The following is a 23,477-nucleotide window of genomic DNA, read 5'->3' as shown; positions in this document are numbered from 1 at the left end:
GATCGGCTGACTATGAACGCTCGCGACGCGCTGGCAAGTGACAATAGGATGACGCCCGAATGAACCGCGCCTTAGCCTTTCGGCGTGGTCTGGCGACGGCATCGAGCAGCGCATCCCAGCGCGCCAGGACGGTGCTCGGGGCATAGGCGCGCATCGCCGCGCGGGCTGCGGTGCCGATCCGCGATCGTAGCGCATCGTCGCCCAGCAGCCGGTCGAGTCCGATCGCCAGGGTGGCGACATTCTCCGCCGGGATCAGCAGCCCGGTCCGTTCGGGGGCGATCAGTTCGGCTGGGCCGAACGCGCAATCGGTGGCGAGCACGGGTAGCCCCGCCGCCATCGCTTCGGCGAGCACGTTGGGAAAGCCTTCGTAACGCGAGCTCAGCACCAGAGCGCCGGCTTCGGCGAGCCAACCGCCCGGCGCCGCGCTGAGTCCGCGGAGAGCGATCCGGTCCGCCATTCCGAGTGTCGCGATCCGGCTGGCAAGGGTGGCGCGATCGTCGCCCTCGCCCCAGATGTCGAGCTGCCAGGCCGGGTGGCGATCGGCGACCCGCGCATAGGCGTCGATCAGCAGATCGAACCCTTTCTGGTGCGTGAGGCGCCCTACCGCGGCGAGCCGCGGCGGCAACGGGTCCTGCGTCGCGACGGCATAAGGTTCGATCGGGTTGGGGATTACGGTAGCGCGCTTTCGCACACCGCGCGGCAGGCAGCGTCGGCTCGCCGCAGTCTGCAGCACGATCGCCGTCGCGCGGCGGTAGAGCAGGCGAAGCGCGAGATTCCAGATCGGGTGCGCATCCTGCCGTGTCGGGTTGTTGCGTTCGCAGGGTATCACGCGCGCCGGCAGGCCGATCGTCGCCAGCAGCGTGATCGCGTTGATCTTGGTCAGCAGGCTGAGCACGATATCGGGCTGCGCGGCGGCGAGCAGCCGGCGCAAGCGCATGATCCGCGCGAGCGGTTCGATGGCCGAGCGCCGCGTTGCTCCGAGGCGGTGGATCGTCGCGCCCTCGGGCAGCGGATGAAAGATCGGGTCGTCTGGCCGGTCGAACGCGATCACTGACACTCGATCACCGCGCGCGACGAGATGATCGGCGATAAGCGCGATCACCCGCTCCGCACCGCCGGCGCCGAGACCGGAGGTAACGATCGCGATATGCCGTCGCCGCATCATCCCCGCGCGACCGGATAGCCCAGCGCGGCGAGATCGAGCCCGGTCAGCCGCTCGGTCCGCGCATTGCTTTCGGCATAAAGGTCGCCGATCCGCGCGGCGATCGCACGGTCGAGCCGTCGCGCCAGCCAGCGTTCGAGCACCGCCGGCGACAGCCGCTCGAACACCGGCAGCAGCCGCGCGTAGCGTTTGTGGAAGCGCGTGATGTGGAACAGCGCGCCGGGGCTGAGCTCATTGTGATAGAACAGCAGGTTGAACGGCCGCTGCACCAGTTGCATCATCAATGGCCGTCGCTGGTTGGCCCGCGCCGCCGGTACGATCGGCAATGCCGGTCCGCCGCACAGCCGCGCGATCGCATCGGCGAACCCCTGGGGATCGCGGGCGAGGTGCTCGACGGGGAGAACCAGCACGCGATCCTCGCCGAACAGCCGATGATAGAGCGCGACCAGCCGATCGAAGGCATAGAAATCGGTGGTGAAGCTCGGCTTGCGGCACAGGCTGGGCTCGGGCGTGTCGAGGAAGCGGCCCAGGCTCTCGACCCCGCCATCAGTGATATGCTGGCGATACATCGAGCCGATCAACGCGCGCTGCTCGCGGATGACGATCAGCACCCGCGCCTCCGGAAAGGCAGCGGCGAGACGCTCGGCAATCGTCACCCGGTCGCGACCGCCCGAAGAGGGATAGCCCGACAAGCGTTCGTGAGACAGCACCAGCGTCAGCCCCGCCGCGCGCGCATCGGCGAGCGGCGCGGCATAAGCGGCGGCCGCGCCGGCGGGATCGAAGGCCAGCGGATCGGGGACGACCAGGTCCTCGACCAGTCGATGGCGCGGGGTCGCCGGCATCGCGAAGCGGCGCGGATCGGCGAACAGATGGTTCTGCAGCCAGGTCGATCCGGTCTTGTGGAATCCGACGTGCAACAGCACCGGCGCGGGCGACGCGCGGACGGCGCTGGCATCGACGGGCGGGGCGAAAGCGTCGGTATCGGTCATCGCCTCACCACTGGCATGCGCGCGCGCGCGCCGCGACGGGTGCATCGGTCCTAGCCCGAAATCGCATTTTCCCCGCAGGCGGCGATGTCCGAAACGGGCGGTGATGCGTATCCTGTCGATCCTCACCAGCTTCACCACCGGCGGGGCCGAGGCGTTGGTCACCAGCCTGTCGCGGCGGTTCGTCGTCGAAGGCCATGAAGCGCTGATCGTTGCGCTGTGCGATGCTGCGACGCTCGGCAACTCGCTCGAATCCGAGGTCGCGATGAAGGCCAGGCTCGCTGCCGCGGGTGTCGAGACATCCTCGCTCGGCCTCGCCAACCGGCGCAATCCGATCGCGGGGGCCTGGGCGCTGCGGCGAGCGATCGCCGCGGCGCGGCCCGACGTGATCCACGCCCATACCGCCCAGGCTGGCTTGATCCTCGCGCTGTTGCGGCCGTCGGTGCCGGTGGTGATGACGCATCACAACAGCAAGCTCAGCTTTCCGCCCGCGCTGTTTCGCGTGTTCGATACGGTGGTTCGCGGTTATGTCGGGATCAGCGCCGAATGCTCGGCGATCATCGCGCGCTTGTCGCGGCGCCCTGTCTCGACGATCATCAACGCCGCCGACGCCGCGTTCGAGGTGCCCGAGCCGCGGCCCGCGCCGGCGGCCGATCCAGTGGTTATTGCGGTCGGCGCGCTATCGACGCAGAAGAATTATCCGTTGTTGATCCGGGCTACCCCGCGACTGCGCGACCTGATGGCGCGGGCCGGGCGCAAAGTAAAAGTCCATATCGTTGGCGATGGCGCGCCGCTTGCCGAATTGCGTGCGCTCGCCGATCGCGAGGGCGTCGGAGATATCGTTACGCTGCTCGGCGCGCGCCATGATGTCCCCGATCTGCTCCGTGCCGCCGATCTGTTCGTCAACTGCTCGCTGTGGGAGGGGCTGCCGGTGGCGATCATCGAGGCGATGATGGCCGGGTTGCCGATCGTCGGGACCAACATCGCGGGCAATCGCGAGCTCGTTCGTCCCGAACTCAATGGCGTGCTGGTGCCGAAGGCCGACCCCGCAGCATTGGCGGACGCGATCGCCGCCGTACTGCTCGATCCCGCCCGTTATGCCGCCCTGTCCTGCGGTGCGTGGGAAGCGTCACGGCGCTTCTCGATCGAAGGTGCGGGCCGCGCGCATCTCGATCTCTACGCCCGGGTCCAGGCCGAGCGTGGGCGCGCCGCCTGAACGAACGATCTACCCCTTCCGCACCCGGCTCGCGGCCATCCGATATCTTTGTGATGCGGCGAGACGTGCTAATCTGGCGGTAGCGGGTCTCAATTCCGCCGCATCGGCAGACACGGGCAAATGCCCGGCATCCGTGCGGCGACGCAGGAGGGGCAATGCTCGAGCTCGTGGATACGGTCGGTGCGGCGGCCCGGCCGGTTACCGGTTTGGCCGCTTTCGATGCCGACGGCGATGAAGTGCGCGCGCCGGTGCTTGCCGGCGACGCCGACCTTGCCGGCCTGCTGGTCGAGATCGGGCAATTGATCGGCGCCGATGCGATCGGCCTCGTCCATGTTACGACCAGCGGCCGTGCGGGAGAGACGCTGGCCCGCGCCGCGATCGATCCGCAGCGCGATGGCGCCGCTCGCGAAGACCTGCAGGCGGCGCTCGACGGAATCGACTCCGATGCCGGCATGCCTTGCGAACATGGCGACCTCGCCATGCTGCTGCTGCGGCCGCGGCCGTCGGATCGTGTCGGCCTTTATGCTGTCGCGTCCGGTCGCAGCAAGGTCGCGGCGCGGCTTGCCGGGTTCGCGCCGCTCATCGAACGCAGCCTCGCCTTGTGGATGAAGGCTCATATCGAACGGCTGTTACGCGACGATCAGCGCGTTGCGCTCGACCGGCTTGCGACGGCCTTGTTGCTGGTCGATGGCGACGGCGCGATTCATTTCGCGAACCATGCGGCACGGACCTTGCTTGCCGCGGCAACCGATCTGTTCGAAGCCGACGGCCGCCTGATGCTGCGCGACGTGCAGGAAGCGACGCGGTTGCAGCTGATGCTCCACCACGTCGTCGCTCAGCCGAACCTCGATTCCGCCGGCGATCCGCTGATCGTCGCCGTCCCCCGGCCGGGCCGCTTTCCCCTGCTGCTGGCTCTCCATCCGCTGGGCTCGGGCCCCGGCCGGCCCCGCATCGCGGTTCAGCTGATCGATGCCGAGGCTGATCGCGACTTGCCGATCGCTGCCGTGGGCGACCATTTCGATCTCACGCCGGTCGAATGCCGGCTGGTCGACCAGCTGGTTCGCGGCCGCACCCTCGTCGAGGCCGCCGAGGTAATGCGGCTTAAGGAACAGACGGTGCGAACCTACCTAAAGCAGGTGTTCCAGAAGACCGGCCTGCGTCGCCAGACCGACTTGGTCAGCGCGATGATCAAGACGGCGCTGCCGCTCCTTTCCGCCTGAACCATCCGCTCGCTGCGCCTATCCGCACGGCAGTGTCGGCGCGTGCCCGCCCGGAATCGACAAGCATTTGGCGCAAAGGGGGTATTTGTCACGAAAATCCCCGTTTGGGGGGTGTCAATTGCCTCGTTTGCGGCGGGGGTTTTCGCCCGGCTGGGCCATGCCCGGCGGCGTTGCGGGACGTAATTTCATCGATGCGCGGCGCTCCAGGGCAACCCGCGATTCCGATCGTCAACGCAACCGAAGAGGATTTCGAGAGATGAACAAGCTCCTGACAGGCACCGCCGTCGCGGCTTTCCTGACCGCGATCGCCGTTCCGGCCATGGCCGATCCAACACCGACGCCAAGCCCGACGCCCGCCGCGACACCGGACACCAATACGGCGTCCGCCGGCAATGCCGCCGCAGCAGGCGGTTCGAGCGCCACCAGCGACAATTCGAACAACTCGGTCAACACCTCGGTGGCCGATTCGGGCAACACCGCCGTGGCGGACAGTGGCAACACCGCCGTTTCCGATAGCGGCAATATGTCGGTGGCCGACAGCGGCAACGACATGAGCAATAACTCGACCAATGTCGGGATTGCCGACAGCGGCAACGACATGAGCAACAACTCGACCAACACCAATGTCGCGGACAGTGGCAACGATCAGTCGAATAACTCGACCAACGTCGGCATCGCCGATTCGGGCAACGACAATTCGACCAACGACGCCTCGACCAACACATCGGTGGCGGACAGCGGCAACACCTCGGTGGCCGATAGCGGCAACGACATGAGCAACAATTCGACCAATGTAGCCGACAGCGGCAACGATCAATCGAACAACTCGACCAACGTCGGCATCGCCGATTCGGGCAACGACAATTCCACCAACGATGCCTCGACCAACACGTCGGTAGCGGACAGCGGCAACACATCTGTTGCTGACAGTGGCAACACGTCGGTGGCCGACAGCGGCAACGACAACAGCGACAATTCGACGAACACCAATGTCGCGGACAGCGGCAACGATCAGTCGAACAACTCGACCAATACGACCAACAATGTTGCCGATAGCGGCAATGACAATTCGAACAACTCGGTCAACACCAACGTCGCCGATTCGGGGAACGACAACAGCGACAACTCGACCAATGTTGCCGACAGCGGCAACGACAATTCGACCAACGACGCATCGACCAACGTCTCGATCGCGGACAGCGGCAACACCACGACCACGTCGACGCAGTCACAGACCTTCGCCGGCACGTCGAACGTGTTCGGCAACGGGGCGCTGGTCGCTTCCTCGACGCTGTCGAGCTACGTCTCTGGCGTGTCGGTCGCGTTCGACATGAACAAGAAGTCGGGGCCGGTGAACAACAGCCTGTCGAACCAGGGCAACGCGTTCCAGAACTATGCCGGCGTCCAGGCGCTCAACCAGAATACCGGCGCCGCCGCTTCGCAGAACGCGAGCGTGAACCTCGCCGTCAGCACCGGCGACGTGTCGTTCTGACGCGCTCGGTGTGATCCCCTTGGCCAGCGCCTCGGCAGTTCCCCTCGCCAAACCCGACGAGGCGCTGGCCATCCCTTCAAGGCCGTTTGGGAGAGGCCCGATGGTGATCCGTTCGTTCCTTGCCGCTGTTGCGTTCGTGCTGGGCGCAAGCGCGGCCACCGCGCAGACGGTCGATGCACCGGCGGCGACCGCCCCCGATCCGGCGGCATCCCACCTGTTCAGCGAAACCCCGCTCGACGAAGCCGGGCTCGCGCATGTCTCGGGCCGTGACGGCACCCCCACCTGGGTTTCCGCCAATTCCTCGAGCAACGCGACCGTCGGCAACAACAGCGTCGGCGATCAGTCGCCGACCGGCACGCTGGCCGTTTCCGACAACGCTTTCCAGAACGTGTCGGGCATCTCGATGGTCAATCTCAACACCGGCAACAACAGTGCGATCAACGCGTCGATGAACATCAACGTGCTGATCAGCCAGGCGCCGGTGGCGAACGGCGGCGGCATGTGATGATCCGCCGCGCCGGCATCCTGCTCGGCTCCGGCCTCGTCGCCGTCGCGCAGCCCGCGGCGGCGCAACACGTGCAGCGGTTCGAGATTCCGGCGCTGCCCGGCGGCGGTTTCCAGGTGCCGATGCGTTCGATGCTGGACGCGCGGTTCTACACCGTGATCCGCCAACGCTACGATTTCAGCTGCGGCTCGGCCGCGCTCGCTACCCTGCTCCACTATCACTATGGCGTCGCTGCCAGCGAGGACAGCGTGTTCGCCGGCATGTGGAAGGAAGGCGATCGCACGCTGATCAAGCAGCAGGGCTTCTCGCTGCTCGACATGAAGCGGTATCTGACCGCGATCGGCCTGTCCGCGGACGGCTATCGCGTCACGCTCGACGATATTGCCAAGGCCGGCGTGCCGGGCATCGCGCTCACCGTGGTCGACGGCTATCGCCACTTCATCGTCATCAAGGGCGTGCGCGGCGATCACGTCCTGGTCGGCGATCCCTCGAAGGGCCTGCTGGTCTATGATCGTGCCGCTTTCGGCAAGATCTGGGACGGGCTGTTCTTCGTCGTCACCGCCGCGCAGGATGTCGGCAAGTCGTCGTTCAACCGGTCCTCGCAATGGGCGCACTGGCTTCGCGCCCCGGTCTCCGGCGATTTCGCGCGGCCGCTGAGCGAAGCGGCGCTGTCGCTCGCGGCCCCCCAATTGGGGGATTTCTGAGATGATGCGGCGTTTCGCCAAGGCGCTGGCCGTGGTGCTGGCGATGATGTCGGCAACGACGGCACGCGCTACCGACGCGCCCGCGCTGTTCGCCGCGCCGGCGCTGAGCGACGCCGAACTCGCCGGGCAACGCGGCGGCTTCGAACTGCCCGGCGGCATCGACGTGGCGCTGGCCGCGACCGTCACCACCAGCGTCAACGGCGCGCCGGTACTGACCACCACTTTCAAGATCGTCGGCGATACCGCCACCGTCACCACCGATGGCGTGCTGGCCACCGTCACCGCTGCCGCGCCGGCGCCGGTCAACGCGAGCAGGGGCGCGCTATCGGCGCCGACGCCGACGATCACGATAAACTTTGCGCAGGCCACCGCGGCGCCGGCATCGGCCACGCCGCCGGTCTCGACCACCGAGAGCAAGGCGAGCGTGACGACGGTGCTGACCGCGCCCGGAGAACTGGCCAGCACTGCCTCGCTCGATGGGCTGCAGGTGACGCATTTCGTCGGCGATCGCATCGGCACGATGGTCGCCAACAGCGGCGACGGCCGCATCATCAACCAGAGCCTCACGCTCGATCTCACTTTGAGCAACGCCGCGCCGTTCTCGATCGGCTCGACGCTGGCCCGCGTGCAGGATGTCGCGGCGGAGGCAAGCATGTGGCGCGGGGCGGGGGGCTGAACATGAACGACCATATCGGACAACGACTCCGGCGTCTCGCCGGCATCCTGGCCGTCGCGCTCGGATTGGCCGCCGCCACACCGGCGCTGGCGATGGACCCCGCGGTGCTCGGCGCCCCGTCCGGCCTGTCCCCAAATGGGGGTATCGGCGTTGCCCAGACGGCGGCCAGCGATCCCGAGGCAGAGCTCGCTGCTGCCCGTGCGCAGATTGCCGCGCAGCAGGCCAAGCTCGACGCGCAGCAGCGACAGCTCGACGCGCAGGCCGCGCGGCTCGATGCGCTCGAGCAGAAGCTCGCCGGGGTTGCCGACACCGCGCAGCAGGCGCGTGACGAGGCGGTCGCTGCCCGCGCCGCGCCGGCCGCCGGGCAGGTTGCCGCCGCCACGCCGGTCAAGGTCGGCCAGCCCGATGAGGACGATCAGCCGCCCTCGGTCGCGGTGCTTGACGATCAGGGCCGCGTCGTCACCCCCAAGGGGCAGCTCGTCGCCGAGTTCGGCCTCGATTACGCGCGTGCCGATCGCAATCGCGCGGTGTTCCGTGGCGTCGAACTGATCGAATCGATCCTGGTCGGCGTGTTCGATATCAACGAGAGCCGGCAGGACATCCTCACCGCGTCGGGCACGCTGCGCTACGGGCTCGCCGACCGGCTCGAGGTCGGCGTCCGCGTTCCCTATGTCTATCGCGCCGATCATTCGGTGCTCGCGCCGATCGCCGGCAGCACCACCAACGATCAGGCCGCGACGGTGGACAGCTCGACCAGGGGTGGCAACATCGGCGATGTCGAACTGTCTGCGCGGTATCAGATCAACAACGGCGGCCCCGACAAGCCCTATCTCACCGCCAATCTCCAGGTCGACCTGCCGACCGGCCGCAGCCCGTTCGCGGTCAAGCGCGACGCCAATGGCGCGGCGCTGCAATCGGCGACGGGCGCGGGCTTCTACGGCATCTCGCCGAGCATCACCGCGATCGTGCCGACCGAACCTGCGGTGCTGTTCGGCACCGTCGGCTATACCTACAATATCGCGCGCAACGTCCATACGCGGATTCCGCCGGTCCAGATCGATCGCGTCGCGCCGGGCGGCGAGCTCAATTTCTCCGCCGGGATCGGTATCGCGGTCAACCAGCGTACCTCGTTCAACATCGGCTATGCCCACACCTGGGCGTTCGGTACCAAGACGGTATCGCGGGTGCTCGACCAGCGCACCGGCGAGCCGACCGGCGATCCCATGACCACACGCTCGCGCGATCTGCAGATCGGGCGGCTGCTGTTCGGCGTATCGTATCGGCTCAACAACCGCTCCTCGATCAACTGGTCTGTCGAAGTCGGCGCGACTCAGGACGCGCCCGACGTGCGCACCTCGCTGCGTATCCCATTCACGTTGTAATCCCGCCCGGCTGCTCGAAAGGCTTAGCCAACATGCCCATCGCACCAGCCCCAATAGCGGGTGCCCTCTCCGTCGCCTCGCCGCACAATGCGGGGAAGGGTGAGCCGGCCCGCCGCGCCGGCCGCCGGAAGGGGTGAGGCGATGAACGATCTGGCGATATTCCCGGGCGGAGCAGCCCTGCCGGGTGACCGGCGCGACGAGAGCGAACGCCGTGTGATCGGCGGCGACATGGCCGATACGATGAGCCTGTCGGCGCGTCAGATCTGGCAGGTGATCCGGCGCCACTGGAAGTTGCTGGCAATCGTCGTCGGTGCGTCCACATTGCTTGCGCTGGTTACGCAATTGATGGCCACCCCGGTCTATGAGTCGGTCGGTCTCGTCCAGGTCGAGCTCAACGAAAGTGCCGATGCCCGGCAGGACGAAATCGCGGCGCGCGATCAATTGCGCGTCGCCAACGAAGCGCGCACCTATCGCGCTCGCTCGCTTGCCGAGAAGGTGGTTCATGATCTCAACCTGACTCACAATCGTCGCTTCATGGGCGATGCGGTGGTGCCCAAGGGCGTATCGTCGCCCGCTGCGGTCGATGCGGCGACGACAAAGCTGCAGAACATGGTGCAGATTTCCAGCCAGACCGGATCGGATTTCATCGATATCGCGGTGCGCAGCCACTCGGCCGCACTGTCGGCACAGATCGCCAACCAGTTCGTCGCCAGCCTGCGCGCGCGGCGCCTCAATCAGCGCCAGCAGCGCAAGCAGGACCTTGCGGGCGCGCTGGAAAGCGAGGTGACGCGTCTCGCCAGCGTCGCCAAGACGGCCGATGACCGCGTCGCCGATTTCCGCCGCACGCATGACATGCCGGCCGGCGCGGGCAGCGAGGAAGATTATGCCCAGTTCAACCGCATCGAGGTCGAAGCTGCTTCGGCCAACGGGATGCGCGCCGCAGACGCCGCGCGCTCGGCGGGCGATTCGCGTGCCGCGACGATGCGCACGACAGCCGGCGCGACATCGTCGCTGCTCGACCAGCAGCAGCGCCAATATGATGCGCTGACCACGCAGCGATCGAGCCTCGCGGTGACTTTCGGTGACGGGCATCCCGACATCCAGCGCATCGACGCCCAGCTCGCCGAGCTCAAGAAGGACATGGCCGCCGAGCGCGCCCGCGTGATCGGTGACGAACGCGCGCGCATTGCCGCCGACACAGCCCGCGATCAGACGCTGGCGCAAAGCGTGGCTGCTGCATCGGCGGCGCGCGCCGGGCAATTGGCAGGTCAACTTGCCGATCTCAAGCGGCGGATCGTCGCGAATACGGTCAACACGCCCGAGCTCGCCGAGCTGCAACGCCAGGCGGATATCGCGCATCAGGCCTATGCCGCGGTCGCGCAGCGCGCCGAAACGGTCAAGGCTGGTCTCGATTCGAGCGGCGTCAATTCATGGCTGGTATCGCCCGCGGTCGCGTCCGACGTCCCGATCGCACCGCAGCCCAAGCGCACCGTTGCCGCCGCCTTCATCGGCTCGACGATGCTCGGCCTGATGCTGATCTATCTGATCGAGCTGTTCGACAACAAGCTCAGGACCAGCGAGCAGATCCGCCGCCTGTTCCGCCTGCCGACCTTCGGCATGTTCCCGGAAATCGCCGGCGCCTCGGCGCGGACGCCGGAGGAAAGCCCGGTGTTGCTCGATCCGCAATCGCTGTTCGCCGAGGTCGCGCGGTCGCTCCATGCCGAGGTCGCGCAGCTCCCGCACGAAGGCTCGACTCAGTCGGTGCTCGTCACCTCGCCGCTGCCGGGTGACGGCAAGTCGACGATCGCGTTGAGCCTTGTCGCCGCCGCTTCGGCGATGGGCCGGCGCGCCGTGGTGGTCGATCTCGATCTGCGGCGCCCGGGATTGCTTCAGGATATCCAGCGCGAGGTCGACGGCCCCGATCTGGTCGATTACCTCACTGGTACGGCGGACATGCGGAAGCTGTTGCCGTCCTCTCCCTCGTCACAGGCCGAGCGCGAGATCGATACCTACAAGCCGGTGGTGATCTCGACCCGCGAACCGGTGCGCGATCCTGCTTCGTTGATCCGCGTCAGCCGGTTGCGCTCGCTCGCCGCCGAGCTGCGCGAACGCTTCGATCTCATCATCATCAACGCGCCGGCGACGCTGGCGGTGCGCGACGCGCGGACATTGACCGATATCGCCGATGCGACGCTGGTCGTGCTCAGTTGGGGCAAGACCACAGTCGAGCAGATGCGGGCCACGCATCAGCTCCTCCAGGGCAAGATCGATGCGGTGGTGTTCAACCAGGTCGATTATGCCGAGCATGCGCGTCGCGGCTATGGCGATGCCGTCCAGTTCTATGTCGATTCCTCGGCTTATTATACCGGCCCGATTCCGCAGCGGCGGTCGTTCGTCGAGTGGCTGCGCGGGCTGGTCGGCCGTCCGGCCGCGGCCGGATAGAACGCGCTTGTTCGTGCCCGGGCCCGTCGTGAGCGAGATGTCGACCGCCCCGGCTGGCACCATCGCCGTGACGCTGATCGATGCCAGCGCTTTCTCGCGCTCGTGCACGCTGGCCGGACTGGAAGAAGCGGCGGGCCTCGTCGTTCGTGCCGCCGCCACGGTCGCTGCGGCCCCACCGGAACGGCCCGATCTCGTGCTCGTCCAGCATCATGCCGGCGATCCGCTCGACCTGCTGACTGCCGAATTGCGCGCGGCGCGGCGCGCGTGGCCCGGCGCGATGCTCGCCGTGCTCGCCGATGCGGCGGCGGCCGTCGCGCTCACGGCATTGAGGTCCGGCGCGCGGCTGGTGTTGCCTGGTGACGTCGGGCTCGACAGCGTGATCTCGGCGATCCGCCTTGCCGATGCGTCGCTCGCGGTGGTGCCGGTCGCAGCGCTGACGATGCTCGAACAGCCCGATACCGGCGTTGAATCGGGGGAGGGACATGTCGCGCCGCTCGGCGCCGAGCAGCTCGGGTTGCTTACCCCACGTCAGCGTGACGTTATCGGCGTGCTTGCCACCGGCTTATCCAACAAGGCGATCGCGCGGCGGCTGGGGATCAGCGAGAGCACGGTCAAGGTGCATATCCGCGCGATCATGGCGGCGACCGGCGTCAGCAACCGGACACAACTCGTCGCCCGCTTCCTCGCCGGTTGAAGCGATCAGACCGCGCCGATCAGCAATGTGACGTTGCCGCTGCGCGGATCGACCGTCGTTGCCGGCGCATTGCCGATATGGACGACACGGTGAAGCGTCGGCTCGATTCCGAAACGGCGGGCGAGCCGGCCGGGGAAGATCGCGATCGAGTCGAGCCCAATCGGCAGCTCGTGCCAGCGGCCGTTCGCGAACACTTCGGTACGCACGTTGGTCCGCGCGCCCGTAAGCGCCGAGAAATAGCGTTCGTCGACATGCGCGCGCTCGACGATCGTGTCGCCCTCGGCAAGCCGCTCGCGCGGGTCGCGCGCCGCTATTCGGGCGGCGAAAGCACGGACCAATACGCCGATTCCCGGCACCAGCGACAGCATGCCGATCAGGTCCGCGAACCCCTTGCGTGACAGGAAGCCGGTGGCGCGTTGCCGCTGGCGATCGATCGCCGCGCCGAGCCGACCCCAGCGGCCGAGTGAATTGGCGGTAAGCTGCGCGAGACTGTCGAAGTCGCTCGCATGCGGCTGGTACTTGAGGCGCTGCACGGCAACCCGTGCCGTAGCCTGGGTTTGTCCTTCCGGTGTGAGAGCCATCATCACCGTCTCGGCAAGATCGGCGCAGCGCTCGATCGTCTCGCGCTCTATCACATAGTGCGCATTGCCCTGCGCGAACCGATCGGGGCGCGCGCGCGCCGAGCCGGTCGTGTCGCGTTCGATCTCGAACTTGCGCGCGATATAGCCGTGCTGGCCGGGCTGGAAATAGAACAGGTCACCCAGGCTGACGGTGATGTCGCCAGTGCCGTGATGGTTGCGCGCGATGTCGATCAGCGGCGCCTGCCACGGCAATTGCTCGCGCTCGTTCTCGACGAGCCGGGCCCACAAGTCGCGCACGCGCGCGTCGCCGCGGATCACCGCGGCAACGGCGCCGGTGGCGAAACCCGTCGCGAGCACGCCCTGGCGCAGTTCGTCAACGCCGAGCTCTAAAATGGTCATGGCCGGCCAGCCTTGCGGCGCGCACGCCGCCTTGTCATCCGCAAATAGGACCGCTCACCCGCAAGAACCCGTCGCGCTACTTCTTAAGGGCAGTATCCTGCGGGAATCGGCGGGAGGGAGACGATTGCTTGATCGGTGCGTGGCGAAAAATGAGGCCCGCCCCTTGAAAGCGTGCCGGCGATCAATATCTGCACCGGCAACAATTGCCTGGGCAATCAATTATGGCCGATTTTTACACCGTCGAAAGCTTCTCGCCGCGCGTTTCGCTGGGCTATCTGCTGCGTCGGATCAACAAGCTCGGCATCGCGCGGGTCGAAGCCGCGTTCGACGGGTGCGACATCTCCTTCACGCAATGGGTCGTGCTGGCATTGGTGTCGAGCGAGGTCGCGACGACCTGCACCGAGCTTTCGCGCAATATGGATCACGACAAGGGCGCGCTGACCCGTCTGCTCGATCAGCTCGAAGAGCGCGGGCTGGTTGTCCGGCGCCGCAATGACGAGGACCGGCGCGTCAGCAGGCTATCCACCACTGCCAAGGGAAGAGAGGCGGTTGCCGATCTCGCGCGCCGGGTGGTCGACGTATGGAACCACATCCTGCGCGATTTCGACCGCGAAGAGATCACCCGGTTGATCGACACCCTGGGCCGGCTGCTCGATCGCATGGAAGCCCCCGAAACAGAATCGGATCGTTGAGATGAAGCGTACGGTCATCGGCATCACCTCGCTCGGCGCATTATTGCTGGCGGGCTGTGCGATCCCCAGCGAACGGGTCGCTGTCACGCCCGTCGCTTCAGGCTCGATCGGCCTCGGCGCCGATGCCGCGCCGGCGATTGCTGGCGATTGGTGGACCGCGCTGGGGGACCCGCAGCTCGATCGCATCATGGCCGATGCGATGAGCGGCAGCCCGACGCTGGAGGCGGCGATGGCCCGGGTGCGGCTCGCGCAAAGCACGCTTTCGGGCAGCGAGGCGGCGCGTCGTCCACAGATCACCGGCGATGTCAGCGATCAATTCCAGCGGCTGAGCAGCGTCTACATCATCCCGCCGCCTTATGGTGGCAGTTTCCGCTGGGTCGGCCAGGCGCAGGCGAATCTCAGCTGGAATCTCGATTTCTGGGGTCGGCAGGCCGACCGTATCGCCCAGGCGCGCCACGGCGCAGAGGCAGCGGCGCTCGATTACGATGCGGCGCGACTCGCGCTCGCCGGCTCGATCGCGCAGACCTATGTCGAGCTGGCGCGCGCCGAGCGGCAGATCGCGCTCGCGCAATCGACCGTCGATCAACGCGACCACGCCGTCTCGCTTGCCGAAGTGCGCAAGAAGAGCCAGCTTTCGAGCGACATCGACGTGCGCGCCGCCGAAACATTGCTCGCCCAGGCGCGGCAGGCACTGGTCGAGGCGCAGGGGCAGCGCGAAACGGTGATCCACGCGCTGGCGCTGCTCGCCGGGCGCGGGGCGGATTATTACGGCACTATCCAGCCGACCCGATTGCGGCTCGATGCGGTGCTGCCGCTGCCGGCGACGTTGCCTGCCGACCTGCTCGCTCGCCGTCCGGATATTCTCAGCGCCAAGGCGTCGGTCGCCGCCGCGGGCGCGGGCCGGCAGGTCGCGCGCAAGGCCTTTTATCCCGATATCAACCTGATCGGCCTCGCCGGGCTGCAGGCGCTCGGCATCGGCAATCTCTTCTCCAGCGATGCGTCGACCTACGGGGCCGGGGCGGCGATCCATCTGCCGATCTTCGAAGGCGGCAAGCTCAAGGCCGATTATGCCGGCGCCACGGCGCAGGTCGATGCGGCGATCGCCGAGTATAACCGCACGGTGCTCGGCGCGGTGCGCGAAACCGCCGACGCGCTGACCCGCGTGCGCACGCTGGGCGATGATCTCGCTCAGCAACAGGATGCGGCGAACGGCCTTGCCGAGGTGCAGCGGCTCAATGCCGTGCGCGTCTCGACCGGGCTCGATTCGCGGCTCGATCTGATCGGATCGGATGTGCGGCTGCTCGCCGCGCGTCAGCAGACCGTCAATCTCCAGGCCGACAAGGCCGTTGCCCAGATTCAATTGCTGGTCGCCGTCGGCGGCGGGTTCGATCCCGCCGGCGCCGCGGCGCTCGCCGACACGAGGACCGCCCAATGACCGACGCTACCCAGGACGACATCCGGCATGACGCCGAGGCCGAGACGATTGCCGAGGAAGCGGTGCAGCCGCCGCAGGCGAGCCCGCCGGTGGAGCGCGGCAATCCGCGCGCGCGCCGCAAGTGGCTGGCGATCCTCGCCGCGATCGTGGTTATCGCGATCATTGTCTACGCGGTGTGGCACCTGTTCTTCGCCGCGCCGAGCGAGACGACCGACGACGCTTATGTCGCCGGCGACACGGTGACGATCACCGCGCGCGATCCCGGCACCGTCACCGCGCTTTATGCCGACGATACCGAGCGGGTGCGCGCCGGCCAGCCGCTGGTCGATCTCGATCCCGCCACCGCTGATGTCGATCTCGCCGCCGCTGCGGCGCAGCTCGGCCAGGCGGTGCGCGGTGTGCGCGGTGATTTCTCCGCGGTCAGCGCGGCCAATGCGGAGGTCGCCAACGCCCGCGCCGATCTCGCGCGGGCCCGCAACGATCTCGCGCGGCGTCAGCAAGCCGCTGGTCAGGGCGCCGTGTCGGGCGAGGAAGTGTCGCACGCCGCCGATACGGTGAAGACCGCGACCGCCGCGCTCAACCTTGCCGAGAGCAAGCTGGCGCAGGCCCAGACGCAGGTTCAGGGCGCCGACGTGCGGAGCAACCCCGCGGTGCTCGCCGCGATCGCCGCCTATCGCCGCGCAGCGATCCGCCGTAGCCATATGCACATCGTCGCCCCGGTCGACGGCACGATCGCGCAGCGCACCGTGCAGATCGGCCAGCAGATCGCCGCGGGCACGCCGCTGATGGCGGTGGTACCGCTGCATCGCGTGTGGATCGATGCCAATTTCCGTGAAACGCAGCTTGCCGATCTGCGCGTCGGCCAGCCGGCGACGATCACCACCGATACCTACGGCGGCAAGGTCGTCTATCACGGCCATGTCGTCGGTCTGGGCGCGGGCAGCGGCAACGCCTTCGCGCTGCTGCCGCCGCAGAATGCCAGCGGCAACTGGATCAAGATCGTCCAGCGCGTGCCCGTGCGCGTGGCGCTCGACGCGAATGAGCTCGACAAGCATCCGCTGCGCATCGGCCTGTCGGTCGACGTCGATGTCGATACGTCGAACACCTCGGGATCGCTGCTTGGCCGCGAGGCGCACCAGGCCTTCGCGACCCAGGCGAGCGACAGCCCGGACGTCGATGCCGATATCGCGCGGATTATTGCCGCCAACGCGGGTCGCGGGCGGTGAGCGACGCCGCCCAAGCGCCGCTGGAGGGCAGCGCGCGTGCGCTGATCGCCTTCGCGCTCGCGCTCGGCACCTTCATGCAGGTACTCGATTCGACGATCGCCAACGTGTCGTTGCCGACCATTGCCGGCAACCTCGGCGTCAGCGCCGATCAGGGCACCTGGGTGGTGACGTCATTCGCGGTGGCCAACGGCGTCGCGGTGCCGCTCACCGGATGGCTGATGGGCCGGTTCGGCGTGGTCCGCACCTTCGTCGTGTCGGTCGCGCTGTTCACGCTCGCGTCGTTCCTGTGCGGTATGGCGTGGAATCTCAATTCCTTGATCGCCTTCCGCGTATTCCAGGGCGCGGTGTCGGGGCCGATGATCCCGGGCAGCCAAGCGTTGTTGATCGCCATCTTTCCGCCAGACAAACGTTCGACCGCGCTGGGCGTGTGGTCGATGACGACGCTGATCGGCCCCGTCGCCGGGCCGATCCTCGGCGGCTACATTTCGGATAATTACCACTGGAGCTGGATCTTCCTGATCAACGTTCCCGTCGGCATCTTCTGCGCGATGATCTGCTGGCGCGGTCTGAAGTCTCGGGAAACGCCGACGCGCAAGTTGCCGATCGATTCGATCGGCGTGGCAATGCTGGTGATCTGGGTCGGCGCGTTGCAGGTGGTGCTCGACAAGGGCAAGGATGCCGACTGGTTCAGCTCGCCGTTCATCGTCGTCGCCGCGATCGTCGCCGGGGTCGTGTTTCTTGCCTGGCTGATCTGGGAGATGACCGATCGCCATCCCGCCGTCGATCTGATCATGTTCCGGCGCCGCAATTTCACGCTCGGCACGATCGCCTTCTGCCTCGGCTATGCGGTGTTCTTCGCCAATGTGCTGCTGATGCCGTTGTGGATGCAGACCCAGCTCGGTTACACCGCGACCTGGGCCGGGCTGGTCGCGGCGCCCAGCGGCATGGTGGCCGTGCTGCTGACGCCGATCGTCGCGCGGCTCAGCGGCCGGATCGATGCGCGGGTTCTGGCGACGGTGGCGTTCATCGCCTTTGCGACGTCGTTTTTCATGCGCTCGCATTTCACCACCAACGACAGCTTCTGGGTCTATACCATGCCGCTGCTCGTCCAGGGTGTCGCAATGAGCACGTTCTTCCTGGCGATGCTGACGATCCAGCTTGATGGCATCCCGCCCGAGCGCATCCCGTCCGCGACCGGCATTTCCAATTTCGCGCGGATCACCTCGGGCAGCTTCGCCGCTTCGCTGATCACGACGATGTGGGATCGCCGTGAGGCATTGCACCAGAGCCGGCTGGCTGATCATTTCACGATCTTCCAGCCGCGTTATCGCGATACGATCGCGCATCTGCAGGCGCTGGGCGCAAGCGCGCAGCAGGGCGCCGCGGCGATCACGCGCCAGATGGTGCACCAGGCCTATCTGCTCGCTGCCGACGATCTGTTCTGGCTGTCGGGCTGGATCGCGCTGGCGATGATCGCGCTGATCTGGTTCGCACGCCGCCCCGCGGGCAGCGCCGGCCACGTCGCCGCCGATTAGAGCGGTTTTCGACAGGCCGAAAACCGCTCTAGGGAGAGGGCGCCTTAATCACGGTCTTCCGCGCGCGGGGGCGTCGGCGGCGGCGCATCGTGCCCGCGCGCTTGTGCCTTGCGCTTGCGCAGGTTCTCGCGGAGCTGTTCCGCCAAGCGGGCGGCGCGGTCTTCCTTCTCGGCCATGGCACGCGCAATAATCGCTCAATGCCCGCCTTGACAATCGGGGTCTCTCGCGGCCATAGGCGCCGCTCCCCGACATGGGCCGTGCTGCCGTAGCTCAGTGGTAGAGCGCATCCTTGGTAAGGCTGAGGTCGTGAGTTCAATCCTCACCGGCAGCACCATTTCCCGGCCGTCGGGGCTGCGTGTCGATCCGTCCTAGCCGATCGGCGCGCACTTGGCTTCGAGCCAGGCGTGATCCTCGCCGTCGAGTTCGGGGGCGATCTTTTCCAGCACCTTGGCGTGATAGGCGTTGAGCCACGCCAGTTCGCTAGCCGTCAGCAGCTCGGGCAGGATCAGCGAGCGCTCGATCGGCACGAAGGTCAGCGTCTCGAAGCCGAGCATCGGCGTGTCGCCGCCCGCTACCTCGCGCTCGATCACCAGCACCAGCGTCTCGATGCGGATGCCGTATTCGCCCGCCTTGTAATAGCCCGGCTCGTTGGAGAGGATCATGCCCGGTTGGAGCGGCACGGCGGGGCCGCCGCCGGGATAGATCGGCTTGGCGATCCGCGCCGGGCCCTCGTGGACCGATAGATAGGCGCCGACGCCGTGGCCGGTGCCATGGGCGAAGTCGAGCCCGGCTTCCCATAGCGGCCGCCGCGCGAAACCGTCGAGCTGGCCGCCGTTGGTGCCCTTCGGGAACAGCGCGGTATCGAGCGCGATATTGCCCTTGAGCACGCGGGTGAAGCGGTCCTTCATTTCATCCGTCGGCTCGCCAATCGGGATCACGCGGGTGACGTCGGTGGTGCCGTCCTCATATTGCCCGCCCGAATCGACGAGATAGAGCTGACCCGGTTCGAGCTCGGCATTCGACTGCGGCGTCGAATGATAATGCGGGCTGGCGCCATGCGCGCCGGTCGCCGAAATCGTGTCGAACGACGTATCCTTGAGCAGGCCGGTCGCCTGGCGGAACTCGAGCAGCTTGTCGACGCAATCGAGCTCGGTGAGGCCGCCCTTGGGCGCGGTTTGCTCCACCCAGCGCAGGAAACGGCTCAGCGCCGCGCCATCGCGCACGCTTGCCGCCCTGTGGCCGGCGATTTCGGCGTCGTTCTTGATCGCCTTGGCGAGCACGACGGGATCGGGGAGCGCCAGCACTGTCGCGCCACCGGCTTCGAGCGCATCGAAGATCGCGGCGACGGCATTGTCGGGATCGGCCGCGACACGCTTGCCGGCGAAGCGCCCGAGCGCAGGGGCGAACTCGATCCGGTCGTGGACGCGCACGGCGTTGCCGAGGTGCTGCGCCACCGCGTCGGTCATCTTGTCGGGGGCGACATAGAGGTCCGCGGTGCCGTCGGCCGAAACGATCGCGTAGCTCAGCGCGACCGGCGTGTGCGCGACATCGCCGCCGCGGACGTTCAGCGCCCAGGCAATCGAATCGAGGGCGGAAAGCACCACCGCATCGGCCTTCTTCGCGCCCAGCCAGTCGGCGATCTCCTGCCGCTTCTCCGCCGAGGAACGGCCCGCCGCCGCGTTCGGCTGAACGGCGAGCTTGGCATCGGACGGGGCAGGGCGATCGGGCCACACCGCATCGACCGGATTGGTGTCGACCGCGACCAGCTCGGCCCCCGCTTCGGCAAGCGCCCTGGCTGCCTCGGCCGCCCATTGCCGGGTGTGCAGCCACGGGTCGTAACCGATCCGCGCGCCATTGCCGGCATGCTCGGCGATCCAGTCCGAAACCTTGGTGTCGGGCACGCCGACATAATGCCAATGCCGGCCGTCGACTTGTTCGCGCACTTGCAGCGTATAGCGCCCGTCGGTGAAGATCGCCGCTTCCTCGGGCATTACCACCGCGGTGCCGGCCGATCCCTGGAATCCGGTCAGCCATGCTAGCCGCTGCGCATATTCGCCGACATATTCGCTCATATGCTCGTCGGTCAGCGGCACGACGAAACCGTCCAGCCGATCGCGCTTGAGCTGGTCGCGAAGCGCCTGGAGGCGGTCGGCGTAGGAAGACATAGACGAAAATCCCTATCAGTGAATCGCTGGAAACGGCCGATGGCCTGATTGCCGCCTTGTGGCAGAATTCGGACGCGGGTTACAGGCCAGCGATCCGCCGCGCAGGGATTTCCACAACGAAAAAAGGCCGGCTCGCCTTTTGGGCAAACCGGCCTTTTAAAACATCGGCGTCAGCCGCAGGTCAGCCGATCAGCAACCGTTCCGGCGGTTCTGTGCGGCGTCGTGCTTCTTGTCGAGATGCTTGCCGAGCAGCGCGCCGCCGACACCGCCGGCGACCGTGCCCAGCGTGCCGCCGCCGAGCGCATGGCCAAGCAACGCGCCGCCCGCGCCGCCGGCGATCAGGCCGGTCGTGCCGCTGCTCTTCTTGCAGTGATAGCGATGGTAACGATGATATCGGCCGTCATTGCCCTTGTAGGTGCGGTCGTGGCTGTAATGATGGGTCTGGGCAACGGCCGGCGCGGCCATCGTCACCGGCATGGCAAGGCCCGCTGCGGCGGCAAAGGCGAGAGCGAACTTCATGGCAAAAACTCCTCCACGTATTTTGTGCGACGAGCGATAGCGCTGTGCGCATGATTCACGGCTGAATCAATCCGCAACCTTCGGTTAAGGTTCCCGCGGTGCCGGGGCCGAACTCGGTCGCTCGATGATCTCATACGGCAGGACGAGGCAATCGGCGCCCCTGCCGCCGTCGGTGCCGCGCTGCGCGATCAGCATGTCGACCGCGGCCGCCGCCATCTCGACATTGGGCTGCTTGACCGTGGTGAGCTGCGGCCACGCCATGCGAGCGAGCGGCGCATCGTCGAACCCGGCGATCGACAGCGTCTCGGGCACCGCGATTTGGTGGCGCATCGCGACCACCTGCACCGCGAGCGCCATCTCGTCGTTGCTCGCGAACACCGCGGTCGGCAGATCGCCGCTGCCGAGCAGCGCTTCGGCTGCGGCGAGCCCCGAACGGAACGAGAAATCGCCCTGCAGCACCCGCTTGCTGGCGATCTCCAGCCCGGCCTCTTGCAAGGCGTCGCAAAAGCCTTGCCAGCGGCGATGGGACGCGCTGTGCAACGGATTGCCGCGCAGGAAGGCGATGTCGCGATGGCCGAGCGCGATCAGCCGTCGCGTCATGTCGCGTGCCGCGGCGCGGTCGTCCATCCGCACCTGCGGCGTGCGGTCGAGCTGGTCGCCCGGCGCGATCCGCACGATCGGAACCTTGCGCTCCTCCAGCATGTCGATCAGCTCGGACCAGTCGCATATCGGCGGGGTCAGGATCACGCCGGCGAAGCGAATCGAATTGAGCGTCGCGTCGAGCTCCGCCATCCAGCCCGGTTGCGCGCGATCGACCTGTTCGACGATCAGGTGATGGTTGCGTTCGCGGCAGCGGCCCAGCGCGCCGCGCTGGATGTCGGCGGCATAGCCCGAGGCGGGATCGTCGAAGAACAGCCCGACGAGAAACGAGCGTGCGCTGGATAGCCCGCGAGCGAAGGCGTTGGGGCGATATTGCAGCTCCTTCACCACCTTCATCACCTGCTCGCGCACTGCCGCGCGCACGTGCGGTTCGCCGTTGATGACGCGCGACACGGTCTTGGCCGAGACGCCGGCCCGCCGCGCGACGTCGAGGATAGTGACGGTCACGCCGCTATCGCCTTGGGCTCGCGCCGCCAGATCGCGCTGCAGGCCCAGCCGAACAGCGCGATGCCGGCATAGCAGACCGCTGACAGGCCCAACGCGCTGCGCAGCCCTTGCGCATCGGCGATCGCGCCGGTGACGACCGGGATCACCGCGCCGCCCACCACCGCCATGCACAGTGCCATCGAGGCATAGGGTGCGCGCGTCTCGTCATCGGGCAGCGATAGCGCGAACAGCGTCGGATACATGATCGAATTGCACAGCCCGACCGCGATCAGCGCTACGGCGCCGCCAGTACCGGTCGCGCCCATCGCGGCGAGCACCAGCATCGCCGCGCCGATCGCGGCCGCCACAAGCACGCGCGGCGGTGCCCATCGCGACAGCACCATGGCGCCGGCGAACCGCCCGACCATCGCGCCGGCCCAATAGAGGGCGACGAGCCGCCCGGCATCGACCGGCGCGAGCCCCAGCACGTCGCCGCGCACCAGATAATTGGCGAGATAGGTGCCGATCGTCACCTCGGCGCCGACATAGCCGAACATCGCCACGGTTCCGGCCAGCAGTCGCCGGTCGGCCAGCACTGCGCCGAGCTCGTGCAGGGGGATGCGGCGCGGCGCGGGCAGCGGCCGGAGCAGCTCGCGATGGCGCGCGAACCCCCAGGCCAGCACGGTGACGACCAGCGCCGAGGCGATGAACGGCACCGCCAGCATCAGCGAATGATCGTGCCCGGTCACGCTGTCCTCGGCGAGCAGGAACGATGATCCGGCGAGCGGGGCGAGCACCGTGCCGATCGAATTGAACCCCTGGAGCAGCGTCATCCGCGGGATCGCGCGATTGCCGGGCTCGACCACGGCGATCACGATATTGCCGGCGATCTGCAGGAAGGTGATGCCGCCCGCCAGCGCCAGCAGGGCAAGCAGCACGGCGGGGTAATTGGTCATTGTTGTCGCGGCGATCAGCGCCAGGCAGCCCAGCCCCATCACCCCGAGGCCGAGCGAGATGCCCCGCATGTAGCCGATCCTGACGAGGATCGCGGTGATCGGCAGTGCGAACAGCAGATAGCTCGAATGGAACGCGAGCTGGACCAGCGAGGCACGGAAGTAATCAAGCCCCATCAACAACTTCAATCGCGGCACCAGCAGGCTGACCAGCGAGACGAGGAACCCACCCATGAAATAGATGCCGATCGAAAGCCGGAACAGGCGCCGCGCGCGCTGTTCGGCGGGATCGGCGGGCAGCATGGTGGTCACAGGCGCGAACTGTAGCCGATCGCGCGCCCTGCGCAACGGGGCGATATCGGTCCGGGCGTTCACGCACCCATTCGTCATACCGGACTTATTCCGGC

General features: G+C 67.3%; 21 protein-coding genes and 1 tRNA gene. 14 read left to right on the top strand and 8 right to left on the bottom strand.

What is annotated here, in order from left to right; genetic code table 11:
- Positions 1 to 10: 10 nt before the first annotated feature.
- Complete coding sequence (locus K7G81_RS09570; RefSeq protein WP_223030518.1) at positions 11 to 1,165, bottom strand: glycosyltransferase family 4 protein; 1,155 nt, start codon at positions 1,163 to 1,165, stop codon at positions 11 to 13.
- Positions 1,162 to 2,151 (bottom strand): sulfotransferase, encoded by a 990-nt coding sequence (locus K7G81_RS09565; RefSeq protein WP_223030517.1) that lies wholly within the window; start codon positions 2,149 to 2,151, stop codon positions 1,162 to 1,164. The genes K7G81_RS09570 and K7G81_RS09565 overlap by 4 nt, the downstream gene beginning before the upstream one ends.
- A 103-nt stretch (positions 2,152 to 2,254) precedes the next feature.
- Here K7G81_RS09565 and K7G81_RS09560 point away from each other — a divergent pair, with 103 nt between their 5' ends.
- The 9 genes from K7G81_RS09560 (at position 2,255) to K7G81_RS18010 (ending at position 12,479) form a co-directional block, all read left to right on the top strand.
- A complete protein-coding gene (locus K7G81_RS09560) occupies positions 2,255 to 3,364 on the top strand; it encodes a glycosyltransferase (protein ID WP_223030516.1) in 1,110 nt (369 codons plus the stop codon).
- 155 nt (positions 3,365 to 3,519) lie between these two features.
- Positions 3,520 to 4,584 carry a helix-turn-helix transcriptional regulator gene (locus tag K7G81_RS09555; protein WP_223030515.1) on the top strand — a complete coding sequence of 355 codons (1,065 nt, stop codon included), beginning with the start codon at positions 3,520 to 3,522 and terminating at the stop codon, positions 4,582 to 4,584.
- Between the two features lie 256 nt (positions 4,585 to 4,840).
- Positions 4,841 to 6,076: a hypothetical protein gene (locus tag K7G81_RS09550; RefSeq protein WP_223030514.1), complete on the top strand. Its 1,236-nt coding sequence runs from the start codon at positions 4,841 to 4,843 to the stop codon at positions 6,074 to 6,076.
- Positions 6,077 to 6,176: 100 nt separating this feature from the next.
- On the top strand, positions 6,177 to 6,581 hold the full coding sequence (locus tag K7G81_RS09545) for a hypothetical protein (RefSeq protein WP_223030513.1): 405 nt from the start codon (positions 6,177 to 6,179) through the stop codon (positions 6,579 to 6,581).
- A complete protein-coding gene (locus tag K7G81_RS09540) occupies positions 6,581 to 7,285 on the top strand; it encodes a C39 family peptidase (protein WP_223030512.1) in 705 nt (234 codons plus the stop codon). Before K7G81_RS09545 ends, K7G81_RS09540 begins: the two co-directional genes overlap by 1 nt.
- A 1-nt stretch (position 7,286) precedes the next feature.
- Positions 7,287 to 7,961: a hypothetical protein gene (locus K7G81_RS09535; protein WP_223030511.1), complete on the top strand. Its 675-nt coding sequence runs from the start codon at positions 7,287 to 7,289 to the stop codon at positions 7,959 to 7,961.
- A gap of 2 nt (positions 7,962 to 7,963) precedes the next feature.
- Positions 7,964 to 9,343, top strand: coding sequence for a transporter family protein (locus K7G81_RS09530; RefSeq protein WP_223030733.1), 1,380 nt, complete (start codon positions 7,964 to 7,966; stop codon positions 9,341 to 9,343).
- Positions 9,344 to 9,484: 141 nt separating this feature from the next.
- Positions 9,485 to 11,785 (top strand): GumC family protein, encoded by a 2,301-nt coding sequence (locus tag K7G81_RS09525; protein ID WP_223030510.1) that lies wholly within the window; start codon positions 9,485 to 9,487, stop codon positions 11,783 to 11,785.
- A gap of 13 nt (positions 11,786 to 11,798) precedes the next feature.
- Positions 11,799 to 12,479: a helix-turn-helix transcriptional regulator gene (locus tag K7G81_RS18010; protein ID WP_223030509.1), complete on the top strand. Its 681-nt coding sequence runs from the start codon at positions 11,799 to 11,801 to the stop codon at positions 12,477 to 12,479.
- 5 nt (positions 12,480 to 12,484) lie between these two features.
- On the opposite strand, the gene K7G81_RS09515 is transcribed toward K7G81_RS18010, so the two are convergent.
- Positions 12,485 to 13,459 carry a hypothetical protein gene (locus K7G81_RS09515; RefSeq protein ID WP_223030508.1) on the bottom strand — a complete coding sequence of 325 codons (975 nt, stop codon included), beginning with the start codon at positions 13,457 to 13,459 and terminating at the stop codon, positions 12,485 to 12,487.
- Positions 13,460 to 13,680: 221 nt separating this feature from the next.
- On the opposite strand from K7G81_RS09515, the gene K7G81_RS09510 reads away from it, so the two are divergent.
- From K7G81_RS09510 to K7G81_RS09495, 4 genes are read left to right on the top strand one after another with little or no spacing between them, the layout of a single operon-like run.
- The gene (locus K7G81_RS09510; RefSeq protein ID WP_223030507.1) at positions 13,681 to 14,151 is read left to right on the top strand and encodes a MarR family winged helix-turn-helix transcriptional regulator; all 471 of its coding nucleotides are present in this window, start codon (positions 13,681 to 13,683) and stop codon (positions 14,149 to 14,151) included.
- A gap of 1 nt (position 14,152) precedes the next feature.
- Entirely contained in the window at positions 14,153 to 15,586 is a 1,434-nt protein-coding gene (locus K7G81_RS09505; RefSeq protein WP_223030506.1) for an efflux transporter outer membrane subunit, read from the top strand.
- The gene (locus K7G81_RS09500; protein WP_223030505.1) at positions 15,583 to 16,812 is read left to right on the top strand and encodes an HlyD family secretion protein; all 1,230 of its coding nucleotides are present in this window, start codon (positions 15,583 to 15,585) and stop codon (positions 16,810 to 16,812) included. The genes K7G81_RS09505 and K7G81_RS09500 overlap by 4 nt, the downstream gene beginning before the upstream one ends.
- Complete coding sequence (locus K7G81_RS09495; protein ID WP_369412073.1) at positions 16,809 to 18,347, top strand: DHA2 family efflux MFS transporter permease subunit; 1,539 nt, start codon at positions 16,809 to 16,811, stop codon at positions 18,345 to 18,347. Before K7G81_RS09500 ends, K7G81_RS09495 begins: the two co-directional genes overlap by 4 nt.
- Before the next feature lie 44 nt (positions 18,348 to 18,391).
- Here K7G81_RS09495 and K7G81_RS17770 read toward each other — a convergent pair whose 3' ends face one another.
- On the bottom strand, positions 18,392 to 18,523 hold the full coding sequence (locus K7G81_RS17770; protein WP_255586820.1) for a hypothetical protein: 132 nt from the start codon (positions 18,521 to 18,523) through the stop codon (positions 18,392 to 18,394).
- 83 nt (positions 18,524 to 18,606) lie between these two features.
- On the opposite strand from K7G81_RS17770, the gene K7G81_RS09490 reads away from it, so the two are divergent.
- Positions 18,607 to 18,681 (top strand) — tRNA-Thr (locus tag K7G81_RS09490).
- 34 nt (positions 18,682 to 18,715) lie between these two features.
- Here K7G81_RS09490 and K7G81_RS09485 read toward each other — a convergent pair.
- The 4 genes from K7G81_RS09485 to K7G81_RS09470 form a co-directional block, all read right to left on the bottom strand.
- Entirely contained in the window at positions 18,716 to 20,512 is a 1,797-nt protein-coding gene (locus K7G81_RS09485) for an aminopeptidase P family protein (protein ID WP_223030504.1), read from the bottom strand.
- A gap of 189 nt (positions 20,513 to 20,701) precedes the next feature.
- Complete coding sequence (locus K7G81_RS09480; RefSeq protein ID WP_223030503.1) at positions 20,702 to 21,031, bottom strand: hypothetical protein; 330 nt, start codon at positions 21,029 to 21,031, stop codon at positions 20,702 to 20,704.
- Positions 21,032 to 21,115: 84 nt separating this feature from the next.
- Complete coding sequence (locus K7G81_RS09475; protein ID WP_223030502.1) at positions 21,116 to 22,138, bottom strand: LacI family DNA-binding transcriptional regulator; 1,023 nt, start codon at positions 22,136 to 22,138, stop codon at positions 21,116 to 21,118.
- Positions 22,135 to 23,445: an MFS transporter gene (locus K7G81_RS09470; RefSeq protein ID WP_369412072.1), complete on the bottom strand. Its 1,311-nt coding sequence runs from the start codon at positions 23,443 to 23,445 to the stop codon at positions 22,135 to 22,137. The genes K7G81_RS09475 and K7G81_RS09470 overlap by 4 nt, the downstream gene beginning before the upstream one ends.
- Positions 23,446 to 23,477 lie beyond the last annotated feature (32 nt).

The organism is Hephaestia mangrovi (assembly GCF_019880555.1).
Lineage (GTDB): Bacteria > Pseudomonadota > Alphaproteobacteria > Sphingomonadales > Sphingomonadaceae > Sphingomonas > Sphingomonas mangrovi.
Note: the sequence above shows the minus strand (reverse complement) of the source record. Positions and strands in the feature narration are given on the sequence as shown.